The sequence below is a fragment of the Marinoscillum sp. genome (genome assembly GCF_965229915.1).
Taxonomy (GTDB): Bacteria; Bacteroidota; Bacteroidia; order Cytophagales; family Cyclobacteriaceae; genus Marinoscillum.
In genome coordinates this window covers 2,552,031-2,564,864 of sequence record NZ_CBDDJZ010000001.1, presented here as the reverse complement: position 1 = coordinate 2,564,864, position 12,834 = coordinate 2,552,031, and the positions used below count along the sequence as shown (strand labels likewise).

Below are 12,834 nucleotides of genomic sequence, written 5' to 3'. Positions count from 1 at the left end.
TATAAAACTAAGGCAGCAAGTACGCCAGCTGGCGGATTTGCAAAAGGGCAGTCCCAGGTGGCTGCCCTTATTTTTTGTAGTGAGAGGAATGGCTATTTTTTCTGAGAAAACTGATAGAGTCTGTTTCCCTCATAGCTCACAAACTCAAAGTAGAGCGAGTCTTTGGTGATGGCTGTGGATAAAAAACCTTGAATTGATTCAGCAAAAAGTGAAGACTCCAACATCCCTGTTGGTCGCACTTCCGATCCTGCTCCGGAGATGAAATGATGGGTGACTTTGTCAGCTGGTTTGATGTGCTGCAAGTCATGCTCATGCCCTGCCAGGTAGGCATGCACACCGAACTTTTCAAATCTTGGTTCGAGATGAGGACGCACGAAGTTTTGATCGTCAATCCTTTTGCCTCCTGAGTAGAGTGGATGATGCCCTACTACAATTTTCCAGTCAAATTTCTCGGCTAGCAAACTATCCATCCACTGAAGCTGGGCCGTTGTATCCTGTCCGATGACTTTATCTTTGTATTTTTCCTCATGATAGTATTCGTCATTCAGTGGCGAAGTGTCAATAAATACCAACCGAATAGAGGCACCATCGTCTGTGGTAATGTCTTTATGGAAGTAGCGCGAGGGCATGTTCCACCTTCGGCTGATGTTCGTGTAGTCCACTTCGGCTTGTGGATTGCCCCGATAGTCGTGATTGCCCAGCACTACGTACCAGTCTACATTGAGTGAATGTGCGGAGTAGACTTCCTCATAGGAAGACTGCCAAAGTGGATCTTGTACACTGGCCACTCCATTGGGGTAAAAATTATCTCCTGTGGCAATGATGAACTCTGGCTCTATTTTCCTGGCGGCAATTCCCATCATGTCTGCCAATTCCTGCTGGCCATCTTCGCCATTTCTGCCCCAGTCCCCAATGGTGTAGACATAGTAGGCATCTTCTATTTCCTGGAAGTCTTCCGATAACTGAGGCACGGATTTTTCAGGAGATTTGGTGGGCTGACAGGCGAAAAATGTCAGAATGAGTGTGATATAGATAAGTTTCTTCATAGGAAAGTGGTAAAAATAAGGGCTCCCAAATCAATGGAAGCCCTTTGAGGTATTAGAGAAAAACTATTGTATTGATTGAGTAATGTGCTTTTCCAGATCGCGCCAGTCGTAGATTTCAAAGGTCTTGTTGTCAGACATGGCCACAAACAGGCCTTTCGGAAAATCTTCCCCTAGTGCCATAGAAGTAGCCTCTGATCCATCGCTCGACATAGCTGTGACTGGGATGGTAGCGATCACGCGATGGTCATGAGGGTTTTCTGGAGAACCTTCTCTTGGAAACACCTGAAACTGATTCGCTCCTTGATCTGAAACGAGAATGTAACCCGTCTTAGGTCCTGTTTTATAAATCGAGATTCCTTCCCGATCATCCGCAAACCCATTTAGGGCAAACTGAGCAAGTTCTTCATCTCCTTTGTCAGGGTCCGCAAAGTATTTCCGTACCGCATAGTGTTCATCAGAATAATAGACATAACCAAGTTCGGTATCAACAGCCACAGCTTCTATTTCCTTGGTGCCGCTAAACTGACCAAACTTCCTGACCAATTCTCCATAGATAGCTACACTATCACTTTTCAGTTCATATTGGTACAGGTACTGGTTTGTATTGGCGGTCCCCTCTTTTCTACTCACAATAGCAAAGAGTTTACCGTCGGTGGGTCGTTTGTAAAGGGCGACACCCATTACTTTGTTGTTCACACTGTCATCCACGAATACGGGTATTCCTCCATTATCAAGTGGCGTCAGGTCTGGAAGACTGAACACTCGAATCTGTCCTTTTCCGCGTTCGGTAACCACGGCTACATCGAAGGTATCTGCTCCGATGGTGACATCATAAGCCAGATCCACATTATTGGGTCGATCTAGCGGATACGCTTGTCGATCCGTTAGTTTCTTTCCCTTTAAATCAAAGGCATATAACCCACCGTCCAGTTCTTGTTTGTCTGTTCCAAGAATTAAGCTGTTGGCTGGGTCTTCTTTGTTGATCCAGATGGCTGGATCGTCACTGTCATAGCTGACCGTATCGGTTACATATTTCGGTTGCACCCGAGCAAGTTCTGGTTGTTTAGAACCACATGCTGCTAGCACTAAACCTACAGCTGCATAAATGCAATACTTCATTGAGTTGGATTTTAAAAATGTGGGTATCCCGAGAACGAGATACCCATTTTGGTTAGGTTATTTATTTACTGTTGAACAGGTCGAATTTCACTCCCGCGTTGAAACGGGCATTGTAATATTCCATCTGCATGGTTCTGTCCTGAACACCCTGATAGTATCTCAATGGCTGGTTGGTGAGGTTATTGGCCTCCACAAAGAATCTCCAGTTGTTCGTAAATGCATAAGAGGCATTGATGTCCAGGAACATTTGCTCGTCGTAGTACCTGTCAGTGAATGCTTCACCACCTACTTCATCGATGTAGTCTCCAGAGTAATTCAATGAAGCTCTGATGATCAGCTTTTTGGTTTCGAACGAAAGAGAAGCGTTGAAAAGGTTCTTGGCAGTGCCAGGAAGACCCAGTTCCTCACGCTCTTCGCCATCTTCGTTGGCTACACCATCTGCACTGGAGTTGGTGTAGGTATAGTTGAGGTATACTCCCAATCCTTTTAGCGCTCCCGGCAAAAAGTCTAGCTGACGTTGGAAAGAGGTTTCGATACCGTTAATTGTACCAGTACCGCCATTTTGAGGCTGGTACACCTCAAAACCATCTGCATTTTCAGAGGCCTGCACGTAGATGAATCCGTCGATGTTCTTGTTGAAATAGCCAAATGAAATCAAACCGATCGACTCAAAATAATTCTCAGCCATGAAGTCAATATTCATGGAAGTGGTAGGCTCCAACTCTGGGTTACCCAAAAAGATCTCTTCATCATCCGGGCGGTTGTCAACATAAGGCACCAGGTCGAAGTAATTTGGTCTGGCCAAAGAGTTGGTCCATGCTGCTCTTAGCACCAGGTTGTCGGTAGCGTTGTATTTGAAATGTACACCGGGAAGGAAGTTGGTGTAGCTGTCAGTATTTGTGATGGAGCGCACAAAGTCCTCTTCATTTTCTACTTCGTTTCCAGTGTATTCCAATGAAGTATTTTCAATTCGGACACCAACCGTGGTACTCAAAGTTGGAGTCAAGTCATACTTTGCCATGGCATAGCCCGCAATGATGGTTTCAGTCGCCAGGTAGTTTTCAGCCAGGTATTCGTCTGGTTTGGACTCACTTTCAAATCTTCCAGCATTGCCAAGATCCAGATCACCGAGCCAAATGTTGGAGGCAAATGAACCCGACGCATACTGTTCTCCAGGCAAGAATCCTTTGTCGGTTTTGTTTAGAAGAGGTACCTGATCCAATGTCTCAAACTCATCATTGAGGAAACTGTATTCAAAGAAAGAAGAGTTATTTCTTTCCTTTTCTTTGAATCGATATCTGGTTCCTAGTTTGATGTAGCCTTTCTGTGCGATTGGTAATTTCAGGTCAATTCTTCCGTTGATATCTGTCTCCTGAGTGTACTGCTCTTCTTCAGTGATCTCATCCAGTTCAAATAGTGAAAGTCCGGTTACTTCAGGGTCATTGCCACCATAAGAGAACCCATCACCAGGAGCTCCAGTGAATCGTGGTTTTCTTGGGTTGGATATGTCCTGGTAAAAGAGAATGCCTTGCGCTTCATCTTCACCGTCTACTTCCACTTCTGGTTCTGCAGTATAGACTACATAGCGCTCATTCGGACGTTCTTCAGAGGCACGTGACCAGGCTCCCATCCAGGTAAGTTCTGCGTTTCCAAATAGGTGCTCACCGCCCAATGAGAAGGTTCTTACCCGCTGATCTTCCAGTCTGCTGTAGTCCACACGATCATTGCCGATTCCACCTTTGGTTTCTCTTTCCAGAGCGCCTACGAATGATACACCATTGGCATCAGGTACCTCAATTTCCGCTAATACCAGTCGGTAACGATTTTCCCAGTCATCTCGCCAGTTGTACATGCCATTTAGGAAGATTTTATGCTTTTTGTTAAATTCATAATCCAAATTCAGTGAAGCACTTCTTCTGATTCGCTGGACCTCATAAGTTCTGATCTGAAACTCTTCGATAAATGCACCATTATCTCCTTCTGCCCATTCAGCTTCCACATTGTCGGAGCCAAAGTCGTGGTTGTTGTAAGACAGGGAAGCTACTGCTCCCAGTTTGTTGTTTAGGAATCGGTTACCGTAGATGAAAGCGCCTGTCCAAATAGGCTGTTGAGATAGTGCGTTGTAACCACTGGCCAGAGTTCCTGAGATACGCTCTCCTGAAGGATTCGAACGGGTGACCAAATTCACCGATCCACCAATGGCATCTGCATCCATGTCTGGAGTGATGGCTTTATTCACTTCGATCATCTGGATCATATCTGAAGGAATCAGGTCCATCTGAATGTTTCGATTATCTCCTTCAGCTGACGGAATTCTGTTTCCGTTGATCATAACTGAATTCAGCTGAGGCGCAAGTCCACGGATGATAATGTTTCGTGCCTCGCCCTGATCTCCCTGCATGGTGATGCCCGGGATACGCTTCATGGCATCTCCTACGTTCGCATCTGGAAACCGTCCGATCTGGTCTGCAGCTACTACATTGGTGATGTTTTCATTGGTTCGCTGCTGGTTCAGGGCTTTGGCCTGACCTTTCAGTCGATCACCAAGTACCAGCACGCCATCTCCGATGATCACACCGGGTTCCATATCCGTATCCAATTCGTTGATTCCACTACTTAGAGTTACTTCCTTTTCGATAGCGGCATATCCTATAAAGGAGATCTTTACGGTGTGTGGTCCTTCCGGTAGGTTTTGAATAAGGTAAAATCCATCTGCATCAGAGATGCCTCCCACGTTAGCCAGGTCAGTTACCTGAATGGTAGCACCCGGCAGACCCAAACCATTCTCGTCTAATACGCGTCCCTTTAAGCTTGCCTGTGCGTTGAGCAACACAGCTGATAGCAAGCAAAGTGATGTGATAAGTAGTTGTTTTTTCATCGGTTGTTTGTCAGTGTTTTGTTTCGTGGTGCCAATGTAGATTTGGCGTATTAACTGGGTGTGAAAGCCCTATCAACAAAACAGCAACATAGGGGTAAGTAAGGGTCAACAAAAAGGCAACAAGATTTTGTAACTATCAGTATATCAATGTGCTAAATGTTAATTCTGTATTAATATGACTCTTTTACAAGTTATCTGCGAATTCATGTTTTAGCTGATATTCATGATGAACGAATACAAATTCGAGCCCTTACTCAGTCCAAGTTTTTTGCGGAGTCTGTAGCGGGCTATTCGCAGGCTGTCTTGAGAGATGCCCATAATGGCAGCCATGTCCTTAGAGTGTAGGTTGAGCCGGAGCATCGCGCAGAGTCTTACTTCAGCTGGTGAAAGGTTCGGATAGAGCATTTTTAGTTTCTCAAAGAACACCGAGTGAACCTGCTGGAAAATGGTTTCGAACTCTTGCCAGTCATCATCCATATTGAAGTTAAGTTCGATGGACTTGATAAGCTTTTTGATGCGTTTGTCCTGTAGCTCAGGTTCTCCTTTGCGCACATCTTTCAGTTTCTTGCGGATGTCATGAAGAAACTCGTTTTTTTGAATCATGTGCAGAGCACTTTTAGTCAGTGACTTGCTCTTCAGCTCGAGTTCCTGCTGGAGCTGCTCTTCCTTCAGGGCTATATTCTCTAGTTCGGTTTTTAATTTTAGTTCACTCAATTGAGTCACTTCCAGTTGCGTTTTGGCAAGAGTAGCTTCAGCTTCAAGGAGTTTTCGTTTTTTGATATTCTTGGATTTTTGCTGATAGGAAACTGCACCACCCAGAATGAGAAACAGTAAGACTCCCGTCGATGATAGAATGGTGATTGTTCGGTTGAAACCTTGTTCTTTTTCTAGAATGGAAATCCGCTGTTGCTTCTGCTCGAGTTCGTAGACGGCTTGCGTGTTGGCGATTTCCGCCGCAATCTGCTCGCTGAAAAGGTCGTCGGTGATTTCATAGCTGCGGGTGAGATAAGAAAGGGCCTTTTCTGGCTGTCTGAGTGCCTCATAGATTTTAGATAGATCTCGGCAGGCGCTTTTGATCTGGTAATCGAGGTTAGCAGACTCGGCGAGATCAAGGGCTTGCAAGCTGTAATTGAGGGCTTGTTCATACTGCTCACGCTTGCGGTAGGTGTCGCCAATGTTGTTGAGGTTGACGATTGCTGAGGCCTGGTTGTTGTTTTTTTCGTTGAGTTCGAGTGCTATTTCGAAGTGTTTCTGAGCTTGATCAAACTGATTGAGGTCTTCATAGATACTACCAATGTTGTCATGGATTTCGGACAAGCCAGCGCTCTCCCCGATTTTTTCCAGCAGTGTCAATGCACGTTTTTGATATTGTAGCGCACTGTCGTATTGCTGGGCTTTTTCATAAAAGTGACCCAGACTGCTAAAAACCATGGACATCCCCAACTCGTGATTTAACTCACCAAACAACTGGCGTGCCTGGTGAAGGTAAAGGAAAGACTGGTTTTGGTTGCCAGAGCGCTGGTATACTTTGGACAAAGAGAGATTAACATAAGCTTGTTGCAGTGGGTTGCCCTCAGACTGGTAGAGGCTAAGTGCCTTATTGAGATGTTGGGTGGCGGGACCAAGACCGCCTATGTGGTATAGGAGATCTCCCATCAGCTGGGAACTCCGTGCGATTCCGTGGGTATAACCAATGGATTGGCTTTCTTCCAACGCCTGGCGCACAATAGCAAGAGCAGTATCGCTCTGGGTAAACTGGATATTGTCTGCAAGGGCAAGCAGACCGTCTATTGGTAGGTGCTCCTCATTAGCGGTGTAGTCCCGGCAGGAATAGAGGCCGAGCAAAGCGATTAAAATCGGCAGAAGCCACTGTCGATTCATAGCATAGATCGATGGGTTTCTTACGAAAATAAGCGTCTACAAGTAGAGAATAGCAGATTTAAAAGAAGGATAACGAAGGTTTAATGTGGGGGAAACAAAAAAAGCAACCCAATAGTGAGTTGCTTTTCAAGTACCTCGGGCGGGCCACTAGCCGTGCGCCTTGAACCCGACGACCTTTTACGGTCGTGCTTAAATTCTGTTAAAACGAAAAAAGGTGATCCGTTGCTGAATCACCTTTCTGTACCTCGGGCGGGACATAGCCGTTTCTGGCATTGCATTTTGTTCATTTTTTTTATCTTAAATTCAAATTATGTCTTTTGATTTAATCCGCTTAAATGATGTTAAATGAACTTTTATTTATTCTTTGCCACCAATCTTTCCACCTATGATTAATCTGAGCTTTTACATAAATAGTCAAAAAATTTCTCAGTCCGGATATGCTCCGATCTATATGCTCATTACTTTCAACGGTCAAAGAATCCGGAAAGCAGTGAAGCAGGTACGAGTAAAACCCGGTCACTGGAATACTGCCAAGGAAGTTGTAAAGAGATCTGGATCTTCCGAAGATTACAATGGCCATGAAGAATTTAATGAACGTCTGGAGAATATCCGAGAATCTGTTCATAAGATCAATCGGCATATACTGAAGTTTGGGTCAAAGCTATCGAAGGAGTTTATCCTGAAAAGAATAGACAACCCGAATTTGATCGAGGTAGATAGAAAGTCATTTTTCCAAACGTTTGATGAGTTCATTGAGGTTAGTAAGTCTTACAAGAAGGAGCGAACGATCAAAGGAATTCAAACAGTAAGAAGCCTCCTGGAGACTTATCAGAATGACAAGTTGATTACGATAGACTTTGAGGAAATCGACCAGGAGTTTTTTGAATTACTCCGGAGCTATAGTTTCCAGGAAAAGAAGTGGAGCATCAATTACTTCAAGAAGATCATTCAGGTATTAAAAGCATTTATGCAGTGGTCCAGTGACAGAGGATACCATTCAAATGTCAATTACAAAAAATTTAAAGCAAAGGAGTCGGAGAAGGAAATTATCTACTTGACTATGGAAGAATTTCAGATACTGTTTGATTATCCGTTTGAATCTAAAAGATTATCCCACGTTAGAGATATATATTGTTTTGCCTGTTCTACTGGCCTTCGATTCTCTGATGTTATTAACTTGAAACCTTCAGAGGTTTATAAAGATCATATTCTGAAGCGGATACATAAAACCAATGAAGTCAATGTTACAATTCCACTCAATCGATTCAGCAAACAAATCTTGAATAAGTATAAACAAACCATATGGGATCCTCTTCCAAAGATTTCTGCTCAGAAATTCAATAATTACATCAAAGAGTGTTGTCAGGAAGTCGGCATCAATAAACCAATTACTGTTTATAATGATTCTGGGGGAGTCAGAACACAAGAAACAAAGCCAAAATACGAGCTGATTACAAGCCATACGGCCAGAAAGACTTTTGTGACTAATTCCTTGATTCTAGGAATGCATGAGACAGTGGTTAAGGAGATTACAGGCCACAAGAAACAGGAGTCGTTTAGAAGGTATGTGAAAGTGGCTGATAGTTATAGAAAAAGTGAAATGGCAAAAGCATGGGGTTGACACCAAGTAATAATTTTTTAGAGTTAGCATTGAAAGAAGGAGGAAAACGATCTCTTGATCAACTATCTGAGGATAGAATTAATCAGCTTCATTTATTACATCGAATTCTAAAGTGTTTAACTCCTTCTGGATTTGAAAACTACAAATTTGAATTTTTATATGGAAGTTACTTATGCCAGGTAATTCATGAGATTCAAGTATCAAGAATTGGAGTTGATAATATTAATAGGCACCTGGACTATTATTCAATGAGTCAGTCACTAGCTATTAGATTGGCTAGCAAATTTGAAGCACATGCATTACTAAAACTTGGAATTAGCTTTCAAATGTCTAATTACCCAAAAATATTTCTCAAAACTATCCAAAGAAATGATGATATTTTCCGGTCAAATGATTTGAGAGAGAGGTCAGTTTTCGCACTATCGATACTAGAGGAATATATCAATAAGATAGACTATGAAAAGCTTTCGAAGCTGCTGGGTGTGCGAGTTGCCACATTTGATTTTATCCCTCAGCTTAGTTCATCAGGAAATTGGAAAGGGGATATTTCTGTATGTCGCCGTTTCTATACTAAAAATGCGTTATACCTCAGCCTCTATTATGATCAGTATGAATGGGATAAAACTTTTCCTGATCTGTTTAATCATTCAAGATCAGCCGTCTATTGTGGAAAACCATCAGTTATTAGTCGTTTCATAGAGTATATGAGCAAAATCGAAATGATATACATTGAGAAAAGTGATATAAACTCATTAGTTAGACTCTTATTCGATATGCCAAGCAAGTATTTATCGAAATATCCACTTGAAATACCCAGGTTCAAGATTGTCTCAAACAATTTTGCGAATGATCTCAAATGTGCCCTTAGATATTGGCATAATGATCAGGTGATATCTGGAAGAGTCGTTGATATTGCTAATATGGTCAGTCGAGTATTTGCAATTGATGGTTTAAGCAAGCGTTCAATTGAAAATTCGCTTAAACCAAGTACGAGAATGAAGTTTAAGGAGATAACAGAATCTGAATTCATGGGCGTTTGTCAAATTTTGGCATCCTGAATTAGTGCCATCTAATTTAAATTAAAGCCGATCTTAATTTTTTCCTGGGCGTTTTTGAAGAATCGTTTTAAAGAACAAAGTTGAAGCTGACTTTAGCCAATAAATATTGATTTAATTGGATATGGAAAGAGCAGTTACAATTAGCTTAAGCTTGAGTGAGTTTAAACAATTCTTAAAGGAGGTTTTACAAGAGCAAAACTTGATTCCAAAAGAACTGAATGAAGAAGATGAGACTCTCAACCAAAAAGAAGCCGCTGAATTTCTGGGTGTAAGTCAAACTACCATTATCAAATGGAAGAAAGACGGCAAAGTTCCTTATCAACAAATAGAAGGGAGTTCTCGAATCAGATATTATAAGTCGCAGCTGAGAAAAGTAGTGCAAAAAAACCCGCACCTTTTACAAGCAGCAAGATCATAAAAAAAAGCAACTCAATTTATTTGGGTTGCTTCCTTTTAAAGAACACGCTATGTGCTCCTCAATGTTCTTGCACGACTAAGGTAGCCATAGTGGATAGTAAATCAAAATATCACTATGAACAATTCACAGATGCCTGAATGGGTGTTGGATTACAACATACCTAAACGGGATGCCTTTAAGTCATTGAAAAAATTCAAAGAAGAGAGAATCTCTCCAGGGATGTTGAGAGGATCTCATCAACTGCTAGCCAGATATCTATTGAATTTTGTGATTGAAAACTGGAACCAGTCTAGTTACCAGGATCGAGCATTAGGATTCTACACTTCATCTAACTGTACTTCTTTGGCTCGGCTTTGTGATTGTACACCTCGGAGCATAAGAAATCAATTAATGAGATTAATAGATGTAGGTATTGTATTAACTACTGAAATGACTGGCCGAGGGTTGAAAGTATATATTAATCCGGAGGTAATATTATTCTCTTTTGACCCTGATCGGAAAAAAGATCATCCTTTAGTTCTTGAACCTGATCTTGTAAAAAATAAATTGACAGGTGTTGATAACACAACCAAGAACTCTTCCAAGAACATTGAGGAGCACCGTGTTTCCCGAGACACAAATGACGTTCCGTACGTCAAGCGTCCGGGAACGGGCTCTATTTCTGATCACGCTAAAGACTTTTGGACATTTGCCAAGCGCAAAATTTATTGGGACCGGTCGTTTTCAAACAAGCGGGAATCCGTCATCCTCGAGCTGATTGAGGATTTACTGACTATCAAAATGGCCCAGTCACAAAAAAGCCTTTGGGATGTCTATTTCCGGCAGATGAATTATCTGAGCTACGCTGCAACTTGGTTTGAAAAACATCCTGAGGTGACTCCCCCAGATCCTTATCATTTCTTCTCTTATGAGAGAAAGGGGTTCAGGTTTATTCGAATTGAAGCCTGGGACAATCAGAAGAAGATCAATATTCAGATGCGACGAACCCGTCTATCTCTAGAAAAGGAAGTGAAACAATCCTCTCAAGCCACTTTGGGTAATGGCCTTTCGAGAATGATTGTTAAACATGGCTCACAGATTGGCTCATTCGAGAATGAACGCCTCAATAAATGGTTTGTGTACTCCTACCCGAAATATCTGAAACCATGAGTATCCAGTTCACAGAAAAGATGAAAAGACAAGCTCAGACCAGAATGTGGGTTAAGTGGAAACGGTTAGTAAATGGCTATGGAGAAATGATCTATTACAGTTTTGAGACATCTAAATCTTTGAGAAATCAGGATATAACATACGGTATGGAGAAGCTTGTAGGTTTGGCTAAATCAGATCGTCTATCCTCCATGTATGAGATTGCTATTATCTACAACAATAAGACCGGTCAAGAGATGATGCGATTTAAAAATGGACTTGAAATTTCTGATCTATGAAAAGAGTTGCACAGTTTCTAACGGGCTTTGATTCGGTAGTTTTAGGGTTGATCATATTTGTGGGTTATAGGTATTTTGAGGTACAGTTCCTTTTTTATAATTACCTACCGCTTGATGAAAATGTTAGAACTCTAGCCTCTGGGTTGGTATCTGTTGTGGTTGTTTTTTCACTGCTAGTTTTTAGCTCTCATCTTGACCGATTTAAAATATCTAAGGATGATTCAGGAGAGTGGATAAAATGGGTAATGTTCATTTTTACTTTATTTATTAATGCCTACTTCTGGGAGGTGTGGAATCCCAAAATTGTTCCGGGGAAAGAAATAAGATTCCCCATTCTGTCTTACGCCTTTAAAGCCACAATCTCAGTGTTCTTTGCAATCTTCGATTTTGCCTACAATCACTTATTTATATCCAGATGGAATGAACGAGCCGAACTAGGTAAGGTACATGCGAACATTGAGCAATTGAATGCTCAGCTGAGCGAAGGAAAGCAAGAGCTGAGCCAGGTGGAGCAGAGTCTAAGCGACTATGTTGCCAAATTGAGCCAACTTATTGCCAGAGATGACCCAAAGGTATGCCCACGTTGTGGTCAAGAATTTGAAAACTCAAATCAAAGGAATGGACACCTCAGATCATGTTCCTCATCGCCTGAATTAATAAAAAGTATCACACCTAAATCAAAATAATATCTCTATGAGAAATCTAATTAGTCTGTCGATTCTTAGTCTCCTAATGTTTGGTTGTTCTGAGGAAGAACTTCCAGTTCTTAAGCATAAAGATCCACAAGTTGGAGATTGTTTTTATGAGTCCTCAACTCATTGCCAAATGGCGTTTGATACGCTAAATGCGCCTAGAGATTACTGGAGAAACACAGGTAGATCATGCAACTATTTGAAAATAGGAGTTGAGAATTTAGATGTTGTTTTTCGCGAGGATGCGGACTATGTAATTATGGATCAAGTTCCATTTTGGATGACTGTGACCTGGGAACTCAGAGTCAAGATTAATGACTGGTCTAAATGCTCATATCAGGACGGATCACCTTTTGACTGCCAAACAAATCAATTTCCAGCTTTACCAGATAGAGTAGGTTGTCAAACTATTTGTCCGGAGAATCCAGTTATTAGAATTCCAACTGATGGCTTAACGAGTAACCTGGATTATATACAATACGAAGTGATAGTCCATGGATTTTGTGGAAGGATGGTCCTATTTGGAAGGACTCTTACCCAGTAATACACCCAATAAAACACTGTTAAGACGAATTATATATGTCAGTATTCAATAATACCTCAATACATGGTCCATCACGCGTTTTCGGCTTTAATTAAACCACCCTTCACCCGTGACCCCTCACTCACTACGTCAGAGCAAGGGGTCACGGGT

11 protein-coding genes are annotated in these 12,834 nt (G+C 41.9%); 7 read left to right on the top strand and 4 right to left on the bottom strand.

What is annotated here, in order from left to right; genetic code table 11:
- Positions 1–92: 92 nt before the first annotated feature.
- The 4 genes from ACO067_RS11095 to ACO067_RS11080 form a co-directional block, all read right to left on the bottom strand.
- The gene (locus ACO067_RS11095) at positions 93–1,046 is read right to left on the bottom strand and encodes a metallophosphoesterase (protein WP_421874028.1); all 954 of its coding nucleotides are present in this window, start codon (positions 1,044–1,046) and stop codon (positions 93–95) included.
- Positions 1,047–1,109: 63 nt separating this feature from the next.
- On the bottom strand, positions 1,110–2,165 hold the full coding sequence (locus tag ACO067_RS11090; protein WP_421874027.1) for a phytase: 1,056 nt from the start codon (positions 2,163–2,165) through the stop codon (positions 1,110–1,112).
- Between the two features lie 61 nt (positions 2,166–2,226).
- Positions 2,227–5,043 (bottom strand): TonB-dependent receptor, encoded by a 2,817-nt coding sequence (locus ACO067_RS11085; RefSeq protein ID WP_421874024.1) that lies wholly within the window; start codon positions 5,041–5,043, stop codon positions 2,227–2,229.
- A 210-nt stretch (positions 5,044–5,253) separates the two neighbouring features.
- Positions 5,254–6,924 carry a tetratricopeptide repeat protein gene (locus ACO067_RS11080; RefSeq protein WP_421874022.1) on the bottom strand — a complete coding sequence of 557 codons (1,671 nt, stop codon included), beginning with the start codon at positions 6,922–6,924 and terminating at the stop codon, positions 5,254–5,256.
- A 385-nt stretch (positions 6,925–7,309) separates the two neighbouring features.
- On the opposite strand from ACO067_RS11080, the gene ACO067_RS11075 reads away from it, so the two are divergent.
- The 7 genes from ACO067_RS11075 to ACO067_RS11045 all read left to right on the top strand — a co-directional run bounded on the left by ACO067_RS11075 (position 7,310) and on the right by ACO067_RS11045 (position 12,684).
- Complete coding sequence (locus tag ACO067_RS11075) at positions 7,310–8,545, top strand: tyrosine-type recombinase/integrase (RefSeq protein WP_421874020.1); 1,236 nt, start codon at positions 7,310–7,312, stop codon at positions 8,543–8,545.
- Positions 8,536–9,603, top strand: coding sequence for a hypothetical protein (locus tag ACO067_RS11070; protein ID WP_421874018.1), 1,068 nt, complete (start codon positions 8,536–8,538; stop codon positions 9,601–9,603). Before ACO067_RS11075 ends, ACO067_RS11070 begins: the two co-directional genes overlap by 10 nt.
- A 121-nt stretch (positions 9,604–9,724) precedes the next feature.
- A complete protein-coding gene (locus tag ACO067_RS11065) occupies positions 9,725–10,021 on the top strand; it encodes a helix-turn-helix domain-containing protein (protein ID WP_421878298.1) in 297 nt (98 codons plus the stop codon).
- 114 nt (positions 10,022–10,135) lie between these two features.
- Positions 10,136–11,170 (top strand): hypothetical protein, encoded by a 1,035-nt coding sequence (locus ACO067_RS11060; RefSeq protein WP_421874015.1) that lies wholly within the window; start codon positions 10,136–10,138, stop codon positions 11,168–11,170.
- On the top strand, positions 11,167–11,448 hold the full coding sequence (locus tag ACO067_RS11055; protein ID WP_421874013.1) for a hypothetical protein: 282 nt from the start codon (positions 11,167–11,169) through the stop codon (positions 11,446–11,448). The genes ACO067_RS11060 and ACO067_RS11055 overlap by 4 nt, the downstream gene beginning before the upstream one ends.
- Complete coding sequence (locus ACO067_RS11050) at positions 11,445–12,134, top strand: hypothetical protein (RefSeq protein ID WP_421874011.1); 690 nt, start codon at positions 11,445–11,447, stop codon at positions 12,132–12,134. The genes ACO067_RS11055 and ACO067_RS11050 overlap by 4 nt, the downstream gene beginning before the upstream one ends.
- A 7-nt stretch (positions 12,135–12,141) precedes the next feature.
- Positions 12,142–12,684, top strand: a complete 543-nt coding sequence (locus ACO067_RS11045; protein ID WP_421874009.1) for a hypothetical protein — start codon at positions 12,142–12,144, stop codon at positions 12,682–12,684.
- Positions 12,685–12,834 lie beyond the last annotated feature (150 nt).

Excerpts from the sequence above, each read along its gene's own strand:
- ACO067_RS11090 (WP_421874027.1), bottom strand. The coding sequence starts at position 2,165 with ATGAAGTATTGCATTTATGCAGCTGTAGGTTTAGTGCTAGCAGCATGT.
- ACO067_RS11075 (WP_421874020.1), top strand. The coding sequence starts at position 7,310 with ATGATTAATCTGAGCTTTTACATAAATAGTCAAAAAATTTCTCAGTCC.
- ACO067_RS11070 (WP_421874018.1), top strand. The coding sequence starts at position 8,536 with ATGGGGTTGACACCAAGTAATAATTTTTTAGAGTTAGCATTGAAAGAA.
- ACO067_RS11055 (WP_421874013.1), top strand. The coding sequence starts at position 11,167 with ATGAGTATCCAGTTCACAGAAAAGATGAAAAGACAAGCTCAGACCAGA.
- ACO067_RS11050 (WP_421874011.1), top strand. The coding sequence starts at position 11,445 with ATGAAAAGAGTTGCACAGTTTCTAACGGGCTTTGATTCGGTAGTTTTA.
- ACO067_RS11085 (WP_421874024.1), bottom strand. The coding sequence starts at position 5,043 with ATGAAAAAACAACTACTTATCACATCACTTTGCTTGCTATCAGCTGTG.
- ACO067_RS11080 (WP_421874022.1), bottom strand. The coding sequence starts at position 6,924 with ATGAATCGACAGTGGCTTCTGCCGATTTTAATCGCTTTGCTCGGCCTC.
- ACO067_RS11060 (WP_421874015.1), top strand. The coding sequence starts at position 10,136 with ATGAACAATTCACAGATGCCTGAATGGGTGTTGGATTACAACATACCT.
- ACO067_RS11045 (WP_421874009.1), top strand. The coding sequence starts at position 12,142 with ATGAGAAATCTAATTAGTCTGTCGATTCTTAGTCTCCTAATGTTTGGT.
- ACO067_RS11065 (WP_421878298.1), top strand. The coding sequence starts at position 9,725 with ATGGAAAGAGCAGTTACAATTAGCTTAAGCTTGAGTGAGTTTAAACAA.
- ACO067_RS11095 (WP_421874028.1), bottom strand. The coding sequence starts at position 1,046 with ATGAAGAAACTTATCTATATCACACTCATTCTGACATTTTTCGCCTGT.